Origin of the sequence: Serinicoccus sp. CUA-874 (genome assembly GCF_001942225.1) — a bacterium.
GTDB classification, from domain to species: Bacteria; Actinomycetota; Actinomycetes; order Actinomycetales; family Dermatophilaceae; genus Ornithinicoccus; species Ornithinicoccus marinus.
Map to the genome: position 1 here is coordinate 25150 of NZ_MKJZ01000036.1, position 21154 is coordinate 46303.

General features: G+C 72.2%; 22 protein-coding genes, 1 tRNA gene and 5 pseudogenes. 10 read left to right on the top strand and 18 right to left on the bottom strand.

The window, feature by feature from the left end; genetic code table 11:
- Positions 1 to 111: 111 nt before the first annotated feature.
- The 4 genes from BJF80_RS21805 to BJF80_RS13615 are packed head-to-tail and all read right to left on the bottom strand — an operon-like array spanning position 112 to position 2927.
- A complete protein-coding gene (locus BJF80_RS21805) occupies positions 112 to 543 on the bottom strand; it encodes an AAA family ATPase (RefSeq protein WP_269087408.1) in 432 nt (143 codons plus the stop codon).
- Positions 534 to 929 (bottom strand): AAA family ATPase, encoded by a 396-nt coding sequence (locus tag BJF80_RS21810; RefSeq protein WP_269087409.1) that lies wholly within the window; start codon positions 927 to 929, stop codon positions 534 to 536. The genes BJF80_RS21805 and BJF80_RS21810 overlap by 10 nt, the downstream gene beginning before the upstream one ends.
- Positions 926 to 2323 carry a TnsB C-terminal domain-containing protein gene (locus tag BJF80_RS13610; RefSeq protein WP_075814428.1) on the bottom strand — a complete coding sequence of 466 codons (1398 nt, stop codon included), beginning with the start codon at positions 2321 to 2323 and terminating at the stop codon, positions 926 to 928. The genes BJF80_RS21810 and BJF80_RS13610 overlap by 4 nt, the downstream gene beginning before the upstream one ends.
- A 7-nt stretch (positions 2324 to 2330) precedes the next feature.
- Positions 2331 to 2927 (bottom strand): recombinase family protein, encoded by a 597-nt coding sequence (locus tag BJF80_RS13615; RefSeq protein WP_010534181.1) that lies wholly within the window; start codon positions 2925 to 2927, stop codon positions 2331 to 2333.
- 200 nt (positions 2928 to 3127) lie between these two features.
- Here BJF80_RS13615 and cmtR point away from each other — a divergent pair, with 200 nt between their 5' ends.
- Positions 3128 to 3487, top strand: coding sequence for a Cd(II)/Pb(II)-sensing metalloregulatory transcriptional regulator CmtR (gene cmtR / locus BJF80_RS13620; protein WP_058889636.1), 360 nt, complete (start codon positions 3128 to 3130; stop codon positions 3485 to 3487).
- A pseudogene (locus BJF80_RS13625) lies at positions 3484 to 4071 on the top strand (cadmium resistance transporter); the annotation flags it as partial. The gene cmtR and the pseudogene BJF80_RS13625, both read left to right, overlap by 4 nt.
- Positions 4072 to 4306: 235 nt before the next feature.
- On the opposite strand, the gene BJF80_RS18515 reads toward BJF80_RS13625, so the two are convergent.
- Positions 4307 to 4552, bottom strand: a complete 246-nt coding sequence (locus BJF80_RS18515) for a hypothetical protein (protein WP_143554123.1) — start codon at positions 4550 to 4552, stop codon at positions 4307 to 4309.
- Here BJF80_RS18515 and BJF80_RS13630 point away from each other — a divergent pair.
- The gene (locus tag BJF80_RS13630; RefSeq protein ID WP_237767642.1) at positions 4520 to 4885 is read left to right on the top strand and encodes a tyrosine-type recombinase/integrase; all 366 of its coding nucleotides are present in this window, start codon (positions 4520 to 4522) and stop codon (positions 4883 to 4885) included. The two genes, BJF80_RS18515 and BJF80_RS13630, sit on opposite strands and share 33 nt — an antisense overlap.
- Before the next feature lie 30 nt (positions 4886 to 4915).
- On the opposite strand, the gene BJF80_RS13635 is transcribed toward BJF80_RS13630, so the two are convergent.
- Entirely contained in the window at positions 4916 to 5413 is a 498-nt protein-coding gene (locus tag BJF80_RS13635) for a YajQ family cyclic di-GMP-binding protein (RefSeq protein WP_022925240.1), read from the bottom strand.
- 96 nt (positions 5414 to 5509) lie between these two features.
- Here BJF80_RS13635 and BJF80_RS13640 point away from each other — a divergent pair.
- The 4 genes and pseudogenes from BJF80_RS13640 to folP form a co-directional block, all read left to right on the top strand.
- Positions 5510 to 5592, top strand: a tRNA-Tyr gene (locus BJF80_RS13640).
- A gap of 167 nt (positions 5593 to 5759) precedes the next feature.
- Positions 5760 to 6305 (top strand): RNA polymerase sigma factor, encoded by a 546-nt coding sequence (locus tag BJF80_RS13645; RefSeq protein ID WP_075814432.1) that lies wholly within the window; start codon positions 5760 to 5762, stop codon positions 6303 to 6305.
- A 71-nt stretch (positions 6306 to 6376) separates the two neighbouring features.
- On the top strand, positions 6377 to 7768 hold the full coding sequence (locus BJF80_RS13650) for a hypothetical protein (RefSeq protein ID WP_075814434.1): 1392 nt from the start codon (positions 6377 to 6379) through the stop codon (positions 7766 to 7768).
- Positions 7769 to 7784: 16 nt separating this feature from the next.
- Positions 7785 to 8711: pseudogene (gene folP / locus BJF80_RS13655) on the top strand (dihydropteroate synthase); the annotation flags it as partial.
- Between the two features lie 90 nt (positions 8712 to 8801).
- Here the strand turns inward: folP and htpX are convergent.
- The 9 genes and pseudogenes from htpX to BJF80_RS13695 form a co-directional block, all read right to left on the bottom strand.
- A complete protein-coding gene (gene htpX, locus BJF80_RS13660; RefSeq protein WP_022925237.1) occupies positions 8802 to 9671 on the bottom strand; it encodes a zinc metalloprotease HtpX in 870 nt (289 codons plus the stop codon).
- 169 nt (positions 9672 to 9840) lie between these two features.
- Positions 9841 to 11301: a proton-conducting transporter transmembrane domain-containing protein gene (locus BJF80_RS13665; protein ID WP_143554124.1), complete on the bottom strand. Its 1461-nt coding sequence runs from the start codon at positions 11299 to 11301 to the stop codon at positions 9841 to 9843.
- 151 nt (positions 11302 to 11452) lie between these two features.
- Entirely contained in the window at positions 11453 to 12502 is a 1050-nt protein-coding gene (locus BJF80_RS13670) for a complex I subunit 4 family protein (protein WP_237767630.1), read from the bottom strand.
- Positions 12427 to 13059, bottom strand: a complete 633-nt coding sequence (locus tag BJF80_RS20470; RefSeq protein ID WP_237767631.1) for a hypothetical protein — start codon at positions 13057 to 13059, stop codon at positions 12427 to 12429. Before BJF80_RS20470 ends, BJF80_RS13670 begins: the two co-directional genes overlap by 76 nt.
- On the bottom strand, positions 13056 to 15077 hold the full coding sequence (locus BJF80_RS13675) for an NADH-quinone oxidoreductase subunit 5 family protein (RefSeq protein WP_237767632.1): 2022 nt from the start codon (positions 15075 to 15077) through the stop codon (positions 13056 to 13058). Before BJF80_RS13675 ends, BJF80_RS20470 begins: the two co-directional genes overlap by 4 nt.
- Positions 15070 to 15402 (bottom strand): NADH-quinone oxidoreductase subunit NuoK, encoded by a 333-nt coding sequence (gene nuoK / locus BJF80_RS13680; RefSeq protein WP_075814436.1) that lies wholly within the window; start codon positions 15400 to 15402, stop codon positions 15070 to 15072. Before nuoK ends, BJF80_RS13675 begins: the two co-directional genes overlap by 8 nt.
- Positions 15399 to 15893, bottom strand: a complete 495-nt coding sequence (locus tag BJF80_RS13685; protein ID WP_321166415.1) for an NADH-quinone oxidoreductase subunit J family protein — start codon at positions 15891 to 15893, stop codon at positions 15399 to 15401. Before BJF80_RS13685 ends, nuoK begins: the two co-directional genes overlap by 4 nt.
- 61 nt (positions 15894 to 15954) lie before the next feature.
- Positions 15955 to 16422: a 4Fe-4S binding protein gene (locus tag BJF80_RS13690; RefSeq protein ID WP_083673689.1), complete on the bottom strand. Its 468-nt coding sequence runs from the start codon at positions 16420 to 16422 to the stop codon at positions 15955 to 15957.
- Positions 16419 to 17390 (bottom strand): annotated as a pseudogene (locus tag BJF80_RS13695) (complex I subunit 1/NuoH family protein). Before BJF80_RS13695 ends, BJF80_RS13690 begins: the two are co-directional and overlap by 4 nt.
- 191 nt (positions 17391 to 17581) lie before the next feature.
- On the opposite strand from BJF80_RS13695, the gene BJF80_RS13700 reads away from it, so the two are divergent.
- From BJF80_RS13700 to BJF80_RS13710, 3 genes and pseudogenes are all read left to right on the top strand, one after another.
- Positions 17582 to 18127 carry a toxin-antitoxin system HicB family antitoxin gene (locus BJF80_RS13700; RefSeq protein WP_075814438.1) on the top strand — a complete coding sequence of 182 codons (546 nt, stop codon included), beginning with the start codon at positions 17582 to 17584 and terminating at the stop codon, positions 18125 to 18127.
- Positions 18124 to 18966, top strand: a complete 843-nt coding sequence (locus BJF80_RS13705; RefSeq protein WP_075814440.1) for a DUF4097 family beta strand repeat-containing protein — start codon at positions 18124 to 18126, stop codon at positions 18964 to 18966. Before BJF80_RS13700 ends, BJF80_RS13705 begins: the two co-directional genes overlap by 4 nt.
- A gap of 18 nt (positions 18967 to 18984) precedes the next feature.
- A pseudogene (locus BJF80_RS13710) lies at positions 18985 to 19386 on the top strand (GNAT family acetyltransferase); the annotation flags it as partial.
- A gap of 65 nt (positions 19387 to 19451) precedes the next feature.
- On the opposite strand, the gene BJF80_RS19395 reads toward BJF80_RS13710, so the two are convergent.
- The 3 genes and pseudogenes from BJF80_RS19395 to BJF80_RS13725 form a co-directional block, all read right to left on the bottom strand.
- On the bottom strand, positions 19452 to 20126 hold the full coding sequence (locus BJF80_RS19395; RefSeq protein WP_202817231.1) for an NADH-quinone oxidoreductase subunit C: 675 nt from the start codon (positions 20124 to 20126) through the stop codon (positions 19452 to 19454).
- A gap of 81 nt (positions 20127 to 20207) precedes the next feature.
- Positions 20208 to 20789, bottom strand: a pseudogene (locus tag BJF80_RS19400) (NADH-quinone oxidoreductase subunit B); the annotation flags it as partial.
- A 1-nt stretch (position 20790) separates the two neighbouring features.
- Positions 20791 to 21147: an NADH-quinone oxidoreductase subunit A gene (locus BJF80_RS13725; protein WP_075814442.1), complete on the bottom strand. Its 357-nt coding sequence runs from the start codon at positions 21145 to 21147 to the stop codon at positions 20791 to 20793.
- Positions 21148 to 21154 lie beyond the last annotated feature (7 nt).

Sequence of the window (21154 nt, forward strand, 5' to 3'; positions counted from 1 at the left end):
CTACGATTCTGTCCGCTTCTGCTCAGCCCGACCCCAGCCGGACACCCTCCACCCTTCCTCTGTGACTTCGTCTGCTGAATGGCGGGGTTCTTCGGTCGCTTCGTGGCGGGGTCAGGTGACACCGATGACCAGGGTGCTCTGTGCGGCTTCGATGACGTCGTTGGTGATGGTGTCGAGTTCGTTGATCTTCAGGACCCGCTGGATCTGGGGGAAGAGGCGTTCGAGGAGCCGGAAGTTGCCGCGGGTGATCCGTGCGATGGCTGCGATGGCTTGGGCGTCGGTGAAGTCGTCGGGGTCGAGGGTCTTGCCGAGGGATCGCCAGTGTCGCTCGAGGACGAACAGCAGTTCGTCTTGTCCCAGGGGCCGGTAGTGGTGGGCGAAGCCGACTCGGCTGTAGAACTGGGGGTAGTGGCTGAACTGCTTCTCCAGGCCGGGCATGCCGATCAGGATCAGGGCGATGTCGTCGCGGTCGTAGCGATCGCGCAGCAGTTCCAGAGCGGCGGGACGCAGTCGTTCGGCCTCGTCGACGATGATCAGCTCCACGTAGTTCCTGCCGTGTCGCCATCCCCAGGCTCGGGAGTGGCCGTGCCGGGAGGTACGAGGTGCTGCTCGATGCACATGTTGGTGCGGGTGATGGCTTGGGTCAGCTCGTCCTTCAGGGTCCGCGGGGTGGTCAGCACGCTGGGGGTGTAGAGCACGGTGCGGCTCCGGTTCAAGGCGGCGTAGATCTTGGCGTCGTTGTCGGAGCGCGGCCCCCAGTAGGTCAGCAGGTCATGAGCCTTCTCGTAGTGTGCGTAGCGGCGCGCGGAGAGTGTCTTTCCTACGCCGGCTGATCCGAAGCACAAACCGATGGTGTGCCCGCGGCGCACGGCGTCGGCGAACTCGGTGAAGCGGCGGTGCTCCTTGGTGACGATGAAGCGCTGGCTCACCTGAGGTCCTCCTTGTAGATCTTCAACGCCGACCTCGGCGCCGGAGCCGGTGCTTCGGTGATCCGTGGCGTCTCGGTAGGTGCGGCCACGAGGGCGATGCGTTCGTTGATGCCGGCTCGCAGCGCCCGGCGGCGGGCGTTGCGCGCGGCCTGGATCTCCTTGAGGCTGACCTTCTGGTCGTGGTGCTCTTGGTCGACGGCCTTGCAGACGAATTCGTCGTGATCGAAGACGCGGATCTCGGTGATGTCGCGGGGGTCGTAGCGGATCACGACCGAGCGTCCGACGTAGCCGGCCAGAGTTGGCGAGACGTAGCGCAGGCCCTGGAAGCGGATGCCATCGCGGCGCACGACGCGGGTCTTGGCGACGGTCAACAGCAGTCTGTCGAGGTCTTCCAGGCTCTCGGGCATTCGGGGCAGCCAGCCATCGGCGATCCACGCGCTGCGCGGGGAGGTTCCGAGCTCGCTGTGCGTGCGGTCGTTGTAGGTGGCCACGAACGCCTCCAGGGCGCTGTCGAGGGCGGCCAGGGACAGTTTCGGTGTCGGCCAGGGGTGCCCTTCGGTGATGTGTCCGGGCAGGGTGGCGAGTAGCTCGGTGTTGATGGTGCCGAAGAACCGCTCGATCTTGCCCCGTCCCTGGGGTCGGGCGACGGTGGAGTGGATCAGTCGGATGTGGAGGTCGACGGCGGTGTGGGCGAGCTGGTCACTGGTGAAGTCGCTGCCGTGGTCGACGTAGAGCACGTCGGGCAGGCCGCACATCGGCCAGGCCGGGTCGGTCTTGTGCCAGATCGCTTGGCGCAGCGCCAGGGCGGTGTTCATCGCCGACGGTGCGCCCAGGAAGACTGTGTAGCCGCAGACCGCCCGGGAGCAGTCGTCGAGGATCGTTGTCAGCCATGGCCGTGCGGGCTTGCCGTCGGTGCCCACCACCAGGATGTCGAGCATGGTGTGATCGGATTGCCACATCGCGTTGGGCAGCTCTGCTTGCCGGCGTAGCACCAGCTCGTGCTTGTCGCGGTAGGACGCTGCGCCCTCCAGGGCGAGGGTGACCATGCCGGGATCCAGGGTCCGCACGATGTCCCACACCACCGAGTAGGAGGGGGCCGGCCACCTCCGGGCGGCGCAGATGCCCGTGACTTTGCGATGGATCGTGGCGATGGCCGGCCGCGGCTTGCTCAGTGCCAGGCCCTCGATCAGGTCGACGAGGTCGGGCGGAAGGCGGCGGGAGCCGGCGTCCGCCCGTGAGGCTGTCTCCAGTCCGGCGTAGCCGTCGGCGCGGTAGCGGGCGTGCCAGCGCTCCAGGGTCCGCAGCCCTACATCGGTCTCGCGAGCTAAGCGCGCAAGGGGCACCTGGTCCTCGACGTGGAGCCTGAGGATTCGCCACCGCGCTCGAGCGTCCACGACGCACCTACTGCAAGGCGTTCTCGCGCCCGCGCTCGGCGCGCTGAAGGGCGCGGTAGACCGTGGAGCGGCCCACGCTGAACAGCTCGGCCAGCTCGCCCACGGTGTGCTCGTCGGCAGCATGTAGCTGGACGAGGTGAGCTTCTTGCCGGGGGGTGAGTTTCGGTGACTTCCCGCGCAGCCGGCCCTTGGCCTTGGCGACCTTCATCCCCTCGCGGGTGCGGGCACGGATGAGGTCGGCTTCGAACTCGGCGACCATCGCCAGCACGTTGAACAACAGTTTCCCCATCGGGTCGGTCGGGTCGTACACCGATCCGGCGATGCTCAGCTTCACTTCCCGCGCCGCGAGGTCGTCGGCGATCTGGTGGGCATCACGGACTGAACGCGCCAGCCGATCGAGCTTGGTGACCACGAACGTATCGCCGTCCCGACAGGCAGCCAGCGCCTGCCGCAGGCCCTCACGGTCGGCGTTGCGGCCCGTGAGCCCGTGATCGACGTAGATGCGCTTGGGATCGACGCCGAACGCCGCGAGTCCGTCACGCTGCGCGGTCAGGTCCTGCTCGTCGGTGGAGACTCGGGCATAGCCGACCTTCAAGGGGGACATGCTCCCCAGTGTGTCATATAGCCTCCCTTCACCGGACAGTTCACCGGACGGGTCTTACGGGACAGCCCGCCAGGCGTGCCGTCGTTCCTCTCGATAAGTAGCGGTGGTGTCCGGTGAGGGTTCCCCTAACGGGGGCGTGAGATCAGGAACACCTAACCGAGGGCAACGAATGGTTCAGTCCGCGCTGTATAGTTCAGCGAATGCTGACTATTGCTTCTCGTCTCGACGTGATGAACCGTCTGGGCCGCGCACTGGCCGATCCGACCAGATCCCGGATCATCCTGACTCTGCTCGACCAGCCCGCCTACCCGGCGGAACTGGCCCGAGATCTGGACCTGACACGTTCCAACGTGTCCAACCACCTCGCATGCCTGCGCGATTGCGGGATCGTGGTCGCCGAGCACGAGGGCCGTCGGACACGGTATGAGATCGCCGATTCACACCTGGCGCAGGCCCTGACCGCGCTGGTCGGTGCCACCCTCGCGGTGGACGAAGACGCCCCGTGCATCGATCCCGCTTGCTCGGTTCCCGGATGCGACGCAGCAGGGGAGGGCGCATGATCCTCACCGCGGTCTTGCAGGCGATGGGCCTGTTCGTAGCAACCAACATCGACGACATCATCGTGCTTTCCCTCTTCTTCGCTCGAGGGGCGGGGCAGCGGGGCGCCACCGCCCGCATTCTGGCCGGTCAGTACCTCGGATTCGCCGGCATCCTCGGTGCCGCTGTCCTGGTGACCATCGGCGCCGGGGCCTTCCTGCCGTCGGCAGCCATCCCGTACTTCGGACTCATCCCTCTGGGCCTCGGCCTCTGGGCCGCGTGGCAAGCCTGGCGCGGAGACGATGACGACGATGACGACGCCAAGATTGCCGGCAAGAAGGTCAGCGCGTGGACCGTCGCAGGCGTCACCTTCGCCAATGGCGGCGATAACATCGGCGTCTACACCCCCGTCTTCTTGAGCGTGGAACCCATCGCGGTGGTCGCCTACTGCATCGTCTTCCTCGCACTCGTCGCAGTCTTGGTGGTACTGGCCAAATTCGTCGCCACTCGCCCACCGATCGCCGAGATCCTCGAACGCTGGGAACACATCCTCTTCCCTGTCGTCCTCATCGGCCTCGGCATCGTGATCCTCGTCAGCGGCGGAGCTTCGGCCTCTGACGAAGCCGCAGCGGGCGCAAGCGGTCCCGATCGGACACGTCCGTCCCAGTACGGATCGCGACACTTGCACGCAACCATCTCCGCGAGAACGCAACGGCAGTGCCGCCACGGAGCACTAGAAGAACCCGCCACCTAGCGGACGAAGTCACACCCTTCCTCCACCCTCTGGTCCGATTGCGTTTGGACTACCCCAGACGGACGGTCATATCGAGGGGCATCATTTCTCAACCGACCTTGAGCCCCAGAATGTCGTCCAGCCCCTCCGCGGTCGCGCCCGCCGTCTGCTTGATCCCATCGCCGATGCGCTCGGTGCTCGCGAGCACTACCCCGACTGCGGCTTCAGCCCGCTCCTGTAGGGCGTTGCGGGCGATCGAGATCGTCCCCCCAAGTACGGGAGCGAGCGCACTATTGCCGTCCCTGGGGCGCTGACCGATCTGCTGTCGTGGCACGTCCGTGAGGTCGGCGTTCACGGCGAGGAACGATGGCTCTTCGCCTCCGGCTCGGATCGCTTGAACCGCAACAGTGCAGGCAGCCTCTGGCGATCCACGCGGGCGGCTGCGGGTCTCCCCGGGGAGTACACCCTCCATGACCTCAGGCACTTCTATGCGAGTGCCCTCATCGCGGCGGGGTGCGATGTGGTCACCGTCCAGCGCGCCTTGGGTCACCAGTCCGCGACCATCACGCTCGGTGTATACAGCCACCTCTGGCCGACCGCCGAGGACCGCACCCGCTCCGCAGCAGCGGACCTTATGACGGAGGTCCTTGGCGATTCTGCGGACTCTGTGCGGACCGGCACCCCGTAAGAGGGCTCTGAGCAGCGCAAACGCTGAGCGTCAGCGGTAGTTGGTGAACTGCAGCGCCACGTCGAGGTCCTTCTCCTTGAGCAGCCGCTGCACCGCCTGGAGCTCGTCGCGCGACTTCGAGGTGACCCGCAGCTCGTCCCCCTGGATCTGGGACTTGACGCCCTTGGGTCCCTCGTCGCGGATGATCTTGCCGATCTTCTTGGCGTTCTCCGAGGAGATGCCGCTCTTGAGGCCCGCCTCGAGCCGGAACTCCTTGCCCGAGGCGTAGGGCTCCCCGTCGTGGGTGTAGTCGAGGTGCTTGAGCGAGACGCCACGCTTGACCAGCTTGGTCTGCAGCACGTCGAGCACCGCCTTGCACCGCTCCTCGCTGTTGGCGGCCATCGAGATGGTCTCGCCGGACAGCTCGACCCGGGCCCCCACGTTGCGGAAGTCGTAGCGGTTGCCGATCTCCTTGGCGGCCTGGTTGACGGCGTTGGCGACCTCCTGGTGATCGACCTTGCTGACGATGTCGAAGGACGAGTCGGCCATGGGCATACCTCCTGTGTCGTGGCCGGTGGCGGCCCGCTCGCGGGTTCGGACCACCGGGGGTGTGACTGTTAGCATGTCACCCGCGCTTCGCGCACTGGCAGGTTGTCCGAGCGGCCAATGGAAGCGGACTGTAAATCCGTCGGCGTATGCCTACGCAGGTTCGAATCCTGCACCTGCCACCCTGAGGACGGGCACCGGGAGACCGGTGCCCGTCCTTCGTCGTCCCGCCCCCTTCGGTATGCCCGTCGCCGCCCGCGGCGGAGCGGCGCCTGCAACACGGGCCCGACCCCCGACATAGTGCAGGTGGACGGGCCGACGGGGCTGGCCGCAGCAGCCAGGAGGAGCAATGCCGCTACGCCTCGCCGGGGACGACCCCGGCACGGACCGCGCCGGGGACACCCGGGACGCCGCCTGGTTCGACTCGTTCTTCGCCCGGCACGCCACCCAGGTGCACCGCTACTACACCCGTCGCGCGAACCACGACGACGTGGAGGACCTCACCGCCGAGGTCTTCGCCACCGCCTGGCGGCGCCGGGAGAAGATCCCGTCGGACTACGAGCTGCCGTGGCTCTACCGCACGGCCTCCTACGTCCTGGCCAACCACCGCCGCAAGCCCACCCTCACCCTCCTGGCGGACTACTCCGGTCAGGAAGAGGGAGAGCTGCACGTCCGCAGCGTCGACCCGGCCGAGCTGGTCATGGCCGACGAGGACGTCCGGCAGGCGATGTCCCGGCTCAGCACCCGGGACCGCTCGATCCTCATGCTCCACGCCTGGGAAGGGCTCGACGGCGAGGGTCTGGCCCGCGCGCTCGGGCTCACCCGCGGCGGCGGCGCCGCCGCGCTCTCCCGGGCCCGCGCCCGGCTGCGCGAGGCCTGGGAGCACGACCACTAGACAGCACGCCGGACCGCACGGTCCGGCAGACCGGCACCACCTGCGCACCACCGCACCGAAGGAGACCGATCATGGTCGAGCACCACGACGACGAGGCACTGCACCGGCTGCGCGCCAGCGACCCGGCCACCGGGTCGCACCCGGACCTCTCCCGGCTGCGCGCGCTGGTCGAGCACAAGGCGCCCGCGAGCGGGAGCACCGGCGCCGACTCCGCCGCCCGCGTCGACGACCTGCTCCGCGACCCGGTCATCCGGGCACCGTGGGTGGCGGCCGCATGCATCGGGGCGCTGGCGATCGGTGGCGCCGGGTATGCCGTCGGCGCGCAGCGCGGCCCCGGCACCCTGCTCGTCGCGGGCCAGGACTCGCTCCTGGGCGCCGCCGGGGCCGGCATGGACGCCGGGCTGAGCGCGGAGGTGGCCGGGTCGTCCTACGCGAGCAGCGGCTCGGTCGACGCCGACCCGGAGCCCTACGACCCCGGCCCCGTCCGCCTCGTGGCGGCCCCCGGCCTGTCGCAGGAAGCCACCACCGCGCCCATCTCGGTGCTGCGCAGCGACGAGGACCCCGAGGCCTTCGTCTCGGCCTGGGCCGAGACGTTGGGCATCGACGGGGTGCCGATGAAGGTGGACGCCGAGTTCCTCCCGGAGGGCGACGTCGGGCTGGCCGAGGCCGACAGCGGGCGGATGCTCATGGCCTCCACCGAGGGCGGCGGGTTGCACGTGTCCTACACCGACATGTTCGCCTCCCCCGACTGCGGGGAGAGCTTCGCCTACGCCGTGGGGGAGGAGCGCGAGATGCTCGCCGACTACTGGGAGGCGACCTTCGGGGAGGGCACCCCGCTGCCGACCGCCGACGACTGCCGCGAGACGACCGGCGAGCGCCCCACGGACGAGCAGGCCGAGGGCGCGGCGCGCGACTTCCTCGCACAGGCGCAGATCCCCACGGACGCCTTCACCTTCGTGGTGAGCGAGTACGACCAGAGCACCCCCTTCGCCCACGTCGAGGCGGCACCTCCCGGCGGCGCCTACGGGCCGAAGCACATCAGCCTCACCGTGGGTCCGGAGGGCGTCATCGCCGCCTACGCGGGGCTGGGCGAGATGGTCCCGATCGGGGACTACCCGGTGATCTCCCCCACGGAGGCCGTGGAGCGCTACGGCGAGAAGGAGTTCTCGCAGGAGTACGGCGTGCAGCTCCCCGAGGACCTCGAGGACACCCGGCCGTCCGGGACGGGGACCACCTTCGTCGCACCCGACCTGCCCGATGCCCCGGAGGTCGAGGACGGCATGTCGCTCCCGCTGCTCCTCAAGGACAAGGAGGTCACCGGCGCCGAGCTCGTGCGGGGCACGATCTACACCCACTCGGGCAACATGGAGGTCCCGGTGTGGGAGCTGTCGACAGGCGACGGCATGACCTACCCGGTGATGGCCGTTGCCGACGAGTCGATCGACTGGATCGCCTGGGAGTGACCGAGCCGGTGGGACGATGGCGGGCGTGACCTCCGCCATCGTCCCCCCCCTGCTCCCCCGCCCGCCGGCCCTGGTGCTGCGCGGGCACATCTTCGACAGCGGCCGCCCGGCCGTGATGGCCATCGTCAACCGCACCGCCGACAGCTTCTGGGCCGGCAACCGGCACAGCGCTCTCGACGACGCCCTGGCCGCGCTGCACGCCGCCGTCGAGCACGGTGCCGACATCATCGACGTGGGCGGGGTCCGCGCCGGTCAGGAGGGCGAGGAGGTCGGCGCCGCCGAGGAGCTGGACCGGGTCATGCCGTTCCTCGAGGCGGCGCGGCAGGCATACCCGGACCTGGTGCTGTCGCTGGACACCTGGCGCAGCGAGGTGGCCGAGGCCGCGGCCGGGCTCGTCGACCTGGTCAACGACACCTGGGCCGGGCACGACCCCGAGCTGGTGCACAGCGCGGCGCGGGCGGGCGCCGGCGTCGTCGTCTCGCACACCGGCGGGTTGCCGCCGCGCACCGACCCGGTCGACGTGCGGTATGCCGACTCCCGGGGTGACGACGAGCTGGCCGTGGTCCGTGACGTCCTGGCGGTGCTCGCGCGGGGCGCGCAGGGCGCGGTGCAGGCGGGGGTGCCGCCCGAGCGGGTGCTGGTGGACCCGACGCTGGACTTCGGCAAGACGACCCGGCACTCGCTCACGACGCTGCGGCACACCGCCGACGTCGCGGCCCTGGGCTATCCGGTGCTGCAGGCGCTGTCGCGCAAGGACTTCGTCGGCGAGACCCTCGACCTGGAGGCCGACGACCGGCTGGAGGGGACGCTCGCGGCGACCGCCGTCGCCGCCTGGCTGGGCACCACGGTCTTCCGCGCCCACGACGTGCGAGCCACCCGGCGGGCGGTCGACATGGTGGCGAGCATCCGCGGCGACCGTCCCCCGGCCCGGGCCGTCAGGGGCGAGCCCGGCCGGCACCGAGCACCGGCGGGCGCGGGCATACCTGACCGGTGCGCGGCTCCGGCGCCTGAGCACGCCCGGCGAGGGGTCGGGTCAGAGACGCTCGATGCCCGGCTGACCGGACTGGGCCATCTGCTCCAGGCGGGCGATCCGCTGACCCATCGGCGGGTGCGTGGCGAACATCTTCGTGACGTCGCGGGCCCGGAACGGATTGGCGATCATCATGTGGCTGGCGTTGACGACCTGCCGCTCGGGCGCGAGCGGCGCCTGCTGCGTCCCGGCCTCGAGCTTGCGCAGCGCGGAGGCGAGCGCGAGCGGGTCACCGGTGAGCTGGGCGCCGTCCTCGTCGGCGTCGTACTCCCGGGTGCGGCTGATGGCGAGCTGCACGACGGTCGCGGCGAAGGGTGCGAGCAGCGCCATCGCGAGCATGGCCAGCGGGTTGCCACCGTTGTCGCGGCTGCCGCCGAAGAAGAAGGCGAGCTGCGCCACCGAGGTGATGACACCGGCGATGCCGGCCGCGACCGAGCTGGTGAGGATGTCGCGGTTGTAGACGTGCATGAGCTCGTGGCCGAGGACACCGCGCAGCTCGCGCTCGTCGAGCAGGTGCAGGATGCCCTCGGTGCAGCAGACCGCGGAGTTCTGCGGGTTGCGCCCGGTCGCGAAGGCGTTGGGCGCGGCGGTCGGGCTGACGTAGAGCCGGGGCATGGGCTTGCCCGCCTGCTGGGACAGCTCCTCGACGATGCGGTACATCTGCGGCTGCTGCTCCCGGGTGACCGGCTGGGCCCGCATGGCGCGGATCGCCAGCTTGTCCGAGTTCCAGTAGCTGTAGAACGTCGTCGCGAGACCGAACAGGGCGAAGATCCAGATCCAGCTACCGCCGAGGAGCGCACCCATCCCCAGGAAGATCGCCCAGATGGCGCCGAAGAGGAAGGTCGTCTTCAGCCCGTTGTAGTGCTTGTGCATGTCAGGTCAACGACGGGGCGTCGTGCCGGTGTTCCCGAGGTATGCCTGTCGGTGCCTGCGTGCCGAGCGCGGGTGACCGGGACGCACCCAGTGGCTCACTTCGGTCGGCATACCAGGCCTGATCGGGCTCACCACTGGGCCACTCGGTGCACCGGGCAGGCCCCGGAGGTCAGATGACGCCGATCGGGGCGATGCTGCCGACCACGAGGGCGGCGGTGAGCAGACCGACGAGCACCCACAGCCGGACCGGGACATCGGGGCCGGGCGCCCCGCCCGTCTGCTGCGCCGCAGGCTCGTCCCCGCTCTGCTGCGCCTCCGGCTCGTCCCCGGTCTCGTCGCCCGGCGCGCTCCCCCGGCTCGCCCGCGCGCGGACAGGCCGGCGGGCCGACCGGCCCCCCTGGGCGGCGAGCACGACCAGCCAGCGCAGGTAGACCGCGATGCCGAGGGCGATGTTGACCGCCGCGACGACCGCCAGCCACCACGTCTCGTCGCCCAGGACCGGGCGCAGCGCCACCACCTTGGCGACGAGACCCGCGATCGCCGGTGGCAGGCCGGCCAGCGCCAGCAGGGCCAGCCCGAGCGGCACCGCGAGCAGCGGCCGGTCCCGGAGGAGACCGCGGTGCAGCTCGAGCGACGTGGACCCCGCTGCGGGCGACGCGCCCTGCGTCCCGTCGGAGGCGCTGTCCCGGACCAGTCCGGCGACGGCTGCCACGACCACGAAGGCCAGCAGCGTGGCCGTGATGTAGACCACGAGGTAGGACCCGGCGGCGCTGGCGGCCCGCGCCGACAGCGAGGCCAGCGGCAGCAGCACCCAGCCGGCCTGCGCCACGGTGGACCACGCGAGCAGCCGCACCGCGTCCTGCTGCACCAGCGCCACGAGATTGCCCACCGTCATCGACGCCGCCGCCAGCAGCGCGATCGCGACCAGGGTGGTCCCCTCTACCGCACCGAGCGCACGAACCACGACCACGAGACCGCCGAGGGCAGCCACCTTCGACACCGTGGCCAGGTAGGCCGTCACCGGCAGCGGCGCCGCGGCATACGTGATCGGCGTCCACGCGTGGAAGGGCACGGCGGACACCTTGAACGCCAGGCCTGCCACGAGCAGCACCGCGGCCAGCACGAGCAGCTCGGGGTGCGGCGCCGAGGGTATGCCGGTGAAGCGGGTGCTGCCGGTCGCCGCGGCCCAGAAGGCCGCACCCAGCGCGAGCAGCCCGAACGAGACCAGCGAGGTCGTCAGCAGCGCGACCGCGCCGTCCACGGCCCGCGCGCGACGGGGCGCCGCCCAGGTGGTGCGCGCGAGCGCCACGAGCACGACCGTGGGCAGCGTGGCCAGCTCGAGGGAGACCAGCAGCGAGCCGAGGTCGCCCGCTGCGGGCACCGCGACCACCCCGGCGGTCGCTGCCAGCAGCAGCGCGAGCACCACGGGCGCACGACCCGTCGGCTCCGGCCCGCCGTCGCGGCCCGGCGCCGACCAGTCGGGCCAGGCCAGCACCAGGACGACCAGTGCCCCCAGCAGCGCCGCCAGCTGGAGCGCAGAGACGAGGTCATCGGCGGCGTAGGCGCACCAGCCGTCCGGCAGGCACAGCGCTCCGCGGCGGTCCCCGGGAGGGAGCAGGAGGCCGGGCACCGCCGCAGCCGCACCGGCCAGCAGGCCGCGCCGCCGAGGTAGAGGTGCGGTGTCCGCCGTCCCGGGAGCGCCACGTCCAGCACGAGCACCAGCACCGCGGCCACCACGGGCGCGAGCACCGGCAGCAGCGCCAGCAGGTCGAGCTGCAACGTCATCGCGCGAGCACCCCCTCGACGAAGGGCGCCGTCACCGACAGCAGCACCGTCGGCAGCAGGCCGAGCAGCAGCACCAGCACGCCCAGCAGGCGCAGGGCGGTCCGCTCGGTCCGGACGGCGTCGGGGATGCGCGGCTCGACCCGGTCGCCGAACCACACCTCGCGCAGCACCCGGACGGTGTAGGCGACGGCCAGCGCACCACCGACCGCGCCGACCACCGCGAAGGCCCGGAACCAGCCCTCCGGCCGGTCCGGCGCCGGCGACCACGCCGCCAGCAGACCGCCGATCTCACCCCAGAAGACCGCCAGCCCGGGCAGCCCGCTGGAGGCCGCCATACCGACCATCAGCGCCAGCCCGAGGTGCGGGGTGACCTCGCGCAGCGCCGCGTGCCGCAGGGTCAGGTCCGCGCTGCCCCACCGGTGCTTGAGCCCGCCGACGACGACGAAGAGCAGCGCCGAGACCAGGCCGTGCGCGACGTTGCCGAAGAGCGCCGCCTGCAGCCCGGCCTGCGTCCCGGAGGCGATCCCGAGGACGACGAAGCCCAGGTGCGCCACCGAGGACCAGGCGATGAGCCGTTTGAGGTCGCGCTCGACGAGACAGATGAGCGAGGCCCAGACGATGCCGGCGACCGCGAGCCCACCCAGCAGCGGCGACCAGGCGGCGAAGCCCTCGGGTACCACCGGCACGACCAGCCGCACCATGCCGTAGGTGCCGAGCTTGAGCAGGACCGCCGCGAGGAGCACCGAGCCGGCGGTGGGGGCCGTGGCGTGCACCCACGGCAGCCAGGTGTGCAGCGGGAAGACGGGGACCTTGAGCGCGAGCCCCACGAGCAGAGTCGCGGCGATCGCGAGCTGCGAGCCGCGACCCAGGGTGGCGCCCCCCTGCGCCGCCCACACCTGCAGGTCGGTGGTGCCCAGCGCCGTGGCGAGCGCGAGGATGCCGAGCAGCACCAGCGAGGAGCCGACGACGGTCACCAGCAGGAAGCGCAGCGCGGCGCCGTCCCGGTCGCTCCCGGGGTCGCCGTGCCGGGCCACCAGCAACCACATGGGCACGAGCACCAGCTCGAAGCGACGAAGAAGAGCAGGGCGTCCCCGGCGAGGAACGCCAGCAGCGCCCCCAGGAGCACCAGCAGCAGGCAGGCGTGGTAGCTCGCCAGGCCCGGCACGTCGACCCCGCGCACCACCGGGATGGGCGAGGTGGGGTCGCTGTCCTCGAGGTCGACCGCGACAGTGCGGGCCTCCCGGGCCGGGTGCAGGTGGAGCGCCGTGGCCACGACGCCCACCACCGCCGTCAGCAGCAGCAGCGGCACGGACAGCCCGTCCGGGCGGAGGGTGAACCACACGCCGAGGCTCGGGATCCAGCTCACCTCGACGACGGGGCGGTCCAGCGCGACCCCGGCCACGCCGAGGGCGCTGACCAGCGCCGCCGCCACCGAGCTGCGGTGCACCGCGCGATGCCCGGGCTGCTCGGGCCAGCGGCCCACCACGAGCAGCATCACGGCGGCGAGCAGGAGCGGGGCGAGCGCGAGGGCATACCACCAGGCGCCCAGGTCGGGCACCAGGGCGAGGACGTCGTCCCGCACCCGGCTCAGCGTCCCGGTCACGCCGTCACCACCCCGATCGCCGCCAGCAGCAGCATCCCGGCCAGCACCAGCGCCAGGCCCGGCGTCGCCCGCCGCGGGCTGGTGAGGTCACCGACCCGGCCGAGCGGTCGCGCGCCGGCCCCCAGACCCCGGACCCAGGCGTCGAGGACCTGGTCGTCGAACCACGCGACGCCCCGCGCCAGGGCGAGCACCGGCATGGCGACGAGCACGCGGTAGGCGGCGTCGGCGTGCAGGCCGCGCTCGGCGGCGAGGCTGGCCGCGCCCGGTATGCGTGCTGCCGCGTCGCGGGTGCGCACGCCCCCCGCCGCGAGCCGGACGAGCAGCGCGCTCACCAGCATGAGCAGCAGCGTCGCCGCGGTGAGCTGCAGGTCGAGCGCGACCTGCGGCCCCCAGACCGGCAGCAGCGCGACCAGCCCGCCGAGCAGGGTCATGATCATGAGGAAGGAAGTGCCCATGCGGGCGGAGGAGCTGATCGCCGCCTCGGCCCGCTCCACCCCCTCGGCCTCCTGCAGCACCTGCGGCTCGTCGAAGAAGTCGTCGATCCGCTGCACCGGGCCGGGGTGGTAGGTCTGCGCCAGGCCCTGCACCGCCGTCGGTCGGCTCAGCACCAGCCAGGCGCGCATGCAGTAGGCCGCCGTGAGCGGCGCGCTCGCCCCGACCGAGGCCAGGACCAGCACGGAGACCAGACCTCCGGCCGCACCCGGGCTCGTGCCGGCCTCCGCGGTGCCGAGAATGAGCTCCTTGGAGAAGAAGCCGACGAAAGGCGGCACCCCGGCGAGGGCGAGCAGGCCCCAGCCGAACCGGTGCCGCAGGACCCGGTAGCGCCGGGCACCGGAGGCGACCAGGGCCATGGCGGTGCCGCCGACGAGGACGCCCAGCCAGCCGGTGGTGAGGAAGAGCAACGCCTTGAACCACGCGTGCGCGACGAGGTGCTGCAGCGCCGCGTCCGGGCCGGTGGCCGGGGTGGCGGCCGCGAGCACGGCGAGCATGAGCGCGACCTGGCTGACGGTGGACCAGGCCAGGAGCCGCTTGAGATCGCCCTGCGCGAAGGCGAGGACGGCGGCGCCGATCATGGTCAAGCACGCCAGCACCGCGAGCAGCATGCGCGCGGGGCCGGAGAGGACGAGCAGCCCGAAGAGCTGGGTCAGCACCACGGTGCCGGCGGCCACCATCGTCGCCGCGTGGATGAGCGCGGAGGCCGGCGTCGGTCCCTCCATGGCGTCCGGCAGCCAGTCCTGGAACGGGAAGAGCGCCGACTTGCCGGCGACGCCGAGGACGAGCAGGCACAGCGCCGCCGTGAGCGTGGGCGAGGTGCCGACCTCGGCCCAGTGCTGCACCACCTCGGTCGTGCGGGTGGTCCCGGCACCGGCGGCGAGCACGACCAGGCCGAGGACGAAGCCGATGTCGGCCGTGCGGGTCACCAGCAGCGCCTTGCTCGCGGCGCGCGCCGCGGCCGAGCGCGCCGACTGGTGCCCGATGAGCAGGTAGGAGCACCAGCCCATCACCTCCCAGCCCACGAGCGTCAGCAGCAGGTCGTCGGAGTGGACGAGCAGCAGCATCGCCGCCGTGAAGAGCGACACGGTCGCCGCGAACGGTCGGTAGCGGGGGTCGTACCAGAGGTACCACCGGGCATACCCCTGGACGACGAGGGCCACGGCGGCGACCGTCGCCGCGACCAGCGCCGTCGGCCACGTCACGAGGAGGCGCAGCGGCGCCTCGAGGTCACCGAGCCGCAGCGCTCCGATCGTCCCGACGTCGCGCTGCGCGCCCTCGATCCGGGTGAGCGTGTAGAGCTGCCACGTCGTCGCCACGACGGCCACGAAGGAGCCGCCGACCCCGACCCAGGCGGCGAGCCGGTTGGAGCGTCCGGTCAGACCGAGCCCGGCGAACGCGGCCAGCAGCGTCGCCAGGACCGCCCAGTGGGCCGGGGCTCCCCACAGGTCCGGCATGGGCAGGTCGGGCAGCGGCAGGTCCGGCAGCTGCAGCTCGGACCAGGGCAGGTCGGGCAGCTCAGGCACGCTCCCCCACCTCCCCGGGATCGGGGCCGTCGAGCTCCGCGTGCAGGTCGACGTGCCCGCGGGCGCGGAAGAGCGCGAGCAGGACCGCGAGCGCGACCACCACCTCGGCCGCCGCGATCGTGATGACGAAGAGGGTCAGCACCGCGGCTCCCGGGTCGCCCGCCGCGCCGGTCTGGGCGACCGTCACCAGCAGCAGGCCCGCCGCGCCGAGCAGCAGCTCGACCCCGACGAGCACGAGAACGGCGTGCCGCCGGGCGAGGATGCCGTAGGCCCCGAGGCCGGCGAGCACGGCGACGAGCAGGTAGGGCAGCGCGGGGCGGATCACGCGTCCTCCCCCTGCACGGCCTCGACCTCGGGCGGCGCGTCCGGCCGCTGGCTGGGGTCGTCCTGGCCGCCGACCGGGGCGCGGGCCACCGCCACCGCCGCGACCAGTGCCGTGAGCAGCAGGACCGAGAGCAGCTCGAACGGCCAGACGTCGGTGCCGAAGATCGTGGCGGCCACCGCCTCGTTGCCGGCACCGTCGACCGGCACGCTGCCCCACCCGAAGGCGGAGAGCAACGCCCCGCCGAGCACGACCGCCGTGCCGCCGCCGACCAGCCCCGCGGCCACCCGCTGCGGCACCGACGTCACGACCGGCACGCCGCCGGAGCGGGTGAGCATGAGGGCGAAGAGCACGAGCACGACGACGGCACCGACGTAGACCAGCAGCTGGACCAGGGCGACCAGCTCGGCCCCCAGCACGAGGTAGCACCCGGCCAGGCCGCCGAGCGTCACCACGAGCCACAGGGCGGCGTGCAGCACCTGCCGCGAGGACACCGCCAGCAGGGCGCGCCGGCGGTCACCAGCCCGACGGCGCAGAAGAGGACGTCCAGACCGCTCACGGCCCGTCCTCCGCAGCGGGCAGCGCGCTGTCGGGCACCGTGTCCATGAAGGTGCCGAGCCGCTCCTTGTCGTGCAGCAGGTTGCGGATGTCGCCTTCGGCGTAGGCGAAGTCCGGCGCCCAGAAGAGGGCGTCGAAGGGGCATACCTCGATGCAGATGCCGCAGTACATGCACAGCGAGAAGTCGATGTCGAAGCGGTCGAGCACGTTGTGCGAGCGCTCGCGACCCCCCTCGGTCTCCGCGGGCAGGGTCTCCTTGTGCGAGTCGATCGTGATGCACCAGTCCGGGCACTCGCGGGCGCACAGCATGCACGACGTGCAGTTGTCCTCGAGCAGCGCGATGACGCCGCGGCTGCGCTCGGGCAGCTGGGGCTCGGTATGCGGGTACTGCGCCGTGTGCGCGCGCCGGGTCGCGGTGCGCCCGGTCGTGGCCAGCCCCCGCAGCAGGCCCGTGACGCCCCTCATGCGAGGACCACCACGCCGACGCCGGTGATCGCCAGCTGCAGGAGCGCGAGCGGCAGCAGCACGAGCCAGGCCAGGCGCTGCAGCTGGTCCTCGCGCACCCGCGGCCAGGCGACGCGCAGCCAGAGGACGAGGACCGCGACCCCCGTCGCCTTGAGCAGCGTCCACAGCGCCGACGGCGCCGATGTCGCCCCAGGGTCCGCGCCACCCGCCGAGGAAGAGCACGGTGAACAGCAGTGCCATGACGACGATGCCGGCATACTCGGCGAGCAGGAAGAAGGCGAAGCGCAGCCCGGTGTACTCGGTCAGCGGGCCGAAGACGATCTCGGAGTCGGCGACCGGCGCGTCGAACGGGGTGCGCTGCAGCTCGGCGACGCTCGCGGCGAGGAAGACCACGGCGGCCGGCAGCTGCCAGGCGAGCCACCACCAGGACCACTCCTGGACGATCCCGGTGAGGGAGAGGGTCCCGGCGGCCATGGCCACGCTGGCCGCCGCCAGCACCAGCGGCAGCTCGTAGGACACCAGCTGCGCGCCGGCGCGCAGGCCCCCGAGCAGGGAGTACTTGTTGCCCGAGCCCCACCCGGCCATGAGCGTGCCGATGACGCCGACGCTCGTCACCGCCAGCACGAGGAGCAGGCTGGCGGGGACGTCGACGGCGACCCAGGTGGCGGCGAGCGGGATCGCGGCGAGCGCCACGAGGTAGGGGATGAGGGCCACCGCGGGCGCAGCCGGAAGACGGGACGGTCCGCGGCCGCGGGCACGACGTCCTCCTTCTGGGCGAACTTGATGCCGTCGGCCACGAGCTGGCCGATGCCGTGCGGACCGGCCTCCATCGGCCCGAGCCGTCCCTGCATGTGGCCCATGAGCTTGTGCTCGAGCTGGCCGACCGCCAGGGGCAGCACGAGGAAGGCCGCCAGCACACAGGCGGCCTTCAGCCCGGCCTCGAGGGCCCACGGGAGTTCGGCGAGCATCGCGCTCACCCTAACGACTGGCACCCACGACCTGCGGGAGCCGCACCGCAGGGCTGACCGCCCCGTACGTGCAGACCGACCGCGGGGTCTGCGCGCAGAGTGCGCGGGGTGGTTGACGCAGCACGCGCGGGCGTCCGGGCATGACGTCAGATCGGTTGATGGTGACGTCATAGTGATGTCACTATGCCGTCATGGATCTGTCGCCCTACCTCGAGGCCGTGTCCGGAGACCTGGCCCGCTCGACCGCGCTCGCCGACGAACCCACCCGCGAGGTGGTGCGGCGCCTCGTCCCCTCGATCGAGCCCGCGGTGCGGCTCGCACTGGTGCAGGCGCTCTCCGACGCCGCCGCCGCGATCACCGCCGAGCTGGACGACGCGGTCGTCACCCTCCGCATGGACGGCCGGGACCCCGCGCTGGAGGTCCGGCAGCTGCCCTCCCCCGCAGAGGCCGACGACCCGGAGCGCGGCGTCCGCGGCGCCGACAACGAAGAGGACGACGACGACAAGGGTCGTGGCACCGCGCGCCTCACCGTCCGGCTGCCCGAGACGCTGAAGCGTCGGGCCGAGGCCCGGGCCGAGCAGGCGGAGACCTCGCTCAACACCTGGGTCGTGCAGACGCTGCGCCGGGCGACCGACTCCCCCGTCCAGGCGCCGCCGCAGACCTCGACGCCGCCATCCGCAGCAGCGCCACACCCACTCCCCGCCGGGTCACCGGCTGGGCCTGAGAGGACACCATGAGCACCACGGCACAGAGCACCAGCACCTACAGCTTCACCGAGGACGACCTCGTCCACGTGGAGGTCAAGAACCACCGCGGGGACATCGCCGTCGTCTTCGACGCATCGGAGGGGTCGGCCGAGATCACCCTGAGCTGCGCCCGCCCGGTGGACTTCGGCCCCGTGACGGCGGTCGCGCAACGAGGTCGGGTGCTCGTCGACGTGCCCGCGCTCGTCGACCCGGAGGGCCCGGGCCGGGGCTTCTCGGTGTCGATCGGCTCCTTCTCCTTCGGCACCGGCCACGAGGCGGTGCACGTCGAGGTGCACCTCCCCCCGAGGACCGAGCTGAAGACCAGCACGAAGAACGGCGACATCGTCCTCCAGGGCCTCGGCGGTGCGGCCACGGTCCGCTCCGGCTCGGGAGACCTGTCGCTCGAGGAGGTCGGCATGCTGAGCGCGTCGACCGGCTCCGGCGACGTCCGCATCGGCCAGCTCCGCGCCGGCTCGGTCACCACCGGGTCCGGCGACGTCGTGCTCGACGAGGCCACCGGGCCGGAGTCCCTGGAGGTGCGCTCGGGCAGCGGCGACCTGACCCTCGCCCGGACGGCGCAGGACACCACCCTCACGACCGGCAGCGGCGACGTCGACGTCGCGCACTCCCGGGGAGAGCTGTCGGTGCGCACCGGGACCGGCGACGTCCGGGTGCGGGTGCGCCGGGGCATACCCGTGTGGCTCGACCTGTCCAGCGGGCTCGGCCAGGTCCGGCGGGACGTCGAGGGCGTCGGTGCCCCGGGCGAGGACGAGGACTTCCTGCGCGTCGGTGTGCGCACCGGCACCGGGGACATCACGGTCCAGCACTGACCCGGGCACGATGGGGGTATGCAGATCCGCCCCCTCACCCTCGACCACGCCGATGCCGCGGCCCGCCTCTGGGACCAGGGTGGTCTCACCCGACCCTGGAACGACCCGCGCGCCGACTTCAGGACCGCGGTGCAGGGACCGGCCTCCGAGGTGCTGGGGGCGCTGGAGGCCGACACCCTGCTCGGCACGGTCATGGTGGGCCACGAGGGGCACCGCGGGTGGCTCTACTACCTGGCGGTCGACGCCGATCGACGCGGCGCCGGGGTCGGGCGGGCGCTGGTCGCGGCGGCGGAGCGGTGGATCGAGGACCAGGGCATCCCCAAGGTCATGCTCATGATCCGCGCGGAGAACGACGCTGTCCGGCGCTTCTACGCCGGGCTGGGCTACGTCGACCAGGAGGTCTCCGTGCTCGGTCGCTTCCTCGACGACGACCTGCAACGGCTGCGGCAGGGGCGGGGGGCGGGTAGGTCGCTTCGGGCGGCAGCTCAGTCCGGCCGCGGCCCCCAGGACGGGTCCGGCACCCCGGGCGGGAGCAGCCGCTTGCGTGGTCGCCGCGGCCGTGCCGCCGCTGACGACGGTCCTGCCCCCTCGCCCGAGCCCTCCCCCGGCTCCTTGGCGCCGGGCCACGGCTTGGAGGCACGCGCCCCCAGCACGAAGTCCTTGCGCAGCGGGGTCCCCTCGAAGCCCTCCGGCAGCAGCAGCGGGCGCAGACCCAGGCCGGTGCCGTCGTCGAAGCCCTCGAAGCCGACCCCGAACATCTCGTGCGTCTCCCGCTCGTGCCACGCGACGCCGGCGAAGAGGTCCGTGACCGAGGCGAGGGTCCCGCCCTCGGGAAGCCGGGTGCGCAGCAGCAGCCGCCGGAGCCCGCCGCGACCCGCGCCCCGGACGTCGAGGAGGTGCGCCAGGACCTCCACCCCGGGCGCGAGCGGCGCCTCGGGGTCGGCACCGTCATCCGGCGCAGCCCCTGCCTCTCTGCCCTCGGAGCGCTCCGCGGCCTCGTCCTGCGCCACCTCGGCGTCGGTCTCGTCGACCGCGGACAGCCAGTCGAAGAAGGCATACCCCTCCTCGCGTGCGGCGCGCACCGCGTCGTACCACTCCTCCGGCGGCACGCGACGCTCCGTCACCGAGGGAGCGGCGTGCGCCGGGTCGCCGAGCGTCATGGACCCACCGTAGAGCGCGTCCTGCGGCGGTGCTCGCACCGGCGACGCGGACTCAAGCCTGCTCCGGTGGGGCGACGAGGCGCGGGTGACCTCGGCCGCGGTGACCGGACGGTCGGCATACCGCCCGCCGTGGCGCGCCCGCGCCCGTCCCGGTGTCTCCGCGGCGATCTGCTCCTGCAGCGTGACGATGCCGTGCAGCAGCGCCTCCGGGCGCGGCGGGCAGCCGGGCACGTAGACGTCCACCGGGATGAGCTGGTCGACCCCCTTGGTCACCGAGTAGCTGTCCCAGTAGGGACCGCCGGAGTTGGAGCAGGCCCCGAAGGAGATGACGTACTTCGGCTCGGGCATCTGGTCGTAGAGCCGCCGGATGACCGGCGCCATCTTGTCCGTCACGGTGCCCGAGACGACCATGAGGTCGGACTGTCGCGGCCCGGGGGCGAAAGGGATGACGCCCAGCCGGATGAAGTCGTGGCGCGCCATCGAGGCGCTGATGAACTCGATCGCGCAGCACGCGAGGCCGAAGTTGAAGACCCAGAGGGAGTACCGCCGGCCCCAGTTGAGAACGACCTGGACCGCGCGGGGCGCCTTCTCGACCGGCGCGCCGACGCGCGGCGTCGGCAGGCTGGCGGTATGCCCGGTGCCGGGCCCGGTCGGCGCGCTCACCTCACCACCACCGCAGCAGCCCGCGCCGCCACACGTGCAGCAGTGCCACGACGAGGACGCCGATGAAGATCGCCATCTCGACCAGGCTGGCGAGGCCGAGGTCGGTGCGGAGCACCAGCGCCCAGGGAAAGAGGTAGACCGCGTCGACGGCGAAGACGACGTAGAGCAGGGCATACACGAGGTAGCGGACGCTGCCCTGCTCCCAGCCGCTGCCGACGGGGTCGACGCCGGACTCGTAGGTCGTGACCTTGGCCGGGGTCGGGTCGCTCGGCGCCAGCAGCCGCCGGGCGCCGAAGGCGGTCGCGACCAGGGCCACGCCCAGGAGCGTGACCAGCACGACGACGAGGTAGTCGGACATCGCCGTC

Bases quoted from the DNA above. Each gene is read 5' to 3' on its own strand.
- BJF80_RS13615 (WP_010534181.1), bottom strand. From the start codon at position 2,927: ATGTCCCCCTTGAAGGTCGGCTATGCCCGAGTCTCCACCGACGAGCAG.
- cmtR (WP_058889636.1), top strand. From the start codon at position 3,128: ATGCTGACTATTGCTTCTCGTCTCGACGTGATGAACCGTCTGGGCCGC.
- BJF80_RS13635 (WP_022925240.1), bottom strand. From the start codon at position 5,413: ATGGCCGACTCGTCCTTCGACATCGTCAGCAAGGTCGATCACCAGGAG.
- BJF80_RS13645 (WP_075814432.1), top strand. From the start codon at position 5,760: ATGCCGCTACGCCTCGCCGGGGACGACCCCGGCACGGACCGCGCCGGG.
- BJF80_RS13650 (WP_075814434.1), top strand. From the start codon at position 6,377: ATGGTCGAGCACCACGACGACGAGGCACTGCACCGGCTGCGCGCCAGC.
- htpX (WP_022925237.1), bottom strand. From the start codon at position 9,671: ATGCACAAGCACTACAACGGGCTGAAGACGACCTTCCTCTTCGGCGCC.
- BJF80_RS13670 (WP_237767630.1), bottom strand. From the start codon at position 12,502: ATGTGGTTGCTGGTGGCCCGGCACGGCGACCCCGGGAGCGACCGGGAC.
- BJF80_RS13690 (WP_083673689.1), bottom strand. From the start codon at position 16,422: ATGAGGGGCGTCACGGGCCTGCTGCGGGGGCTGGCCACGACCGGGCGC.
- BJF80_RS13700 (WP_075814438.1), top strand. From the start codon at position 17,582: ATGGATCTGTCGCCCTACCTCGAGGCCGTGTCCGGAGACCTGGCCCGC.
- BJF80_RS13705 (WP_075814440.1), top strand. From the start codon at position 18,124: ATGAGCACCACGGCACAGAGCACCAGCACCTACAGCTTCACCGAGGAC.
- BJF80_RS19395 (WP_202817231.1), bottom strand. From the start codon at position 20,126: ATGACGCTCGGCGACCCGGCGCACGCCGCTCCCTCGGTGACGGAGCGT.
- BJF80_RS13725 (WP_075814442.1), bottom strand. From the start codon at position 21,147: ATGTCCGACTACCTCGTCGTCGTGCTGGTCACGCTCCTGGGCGTGGCC.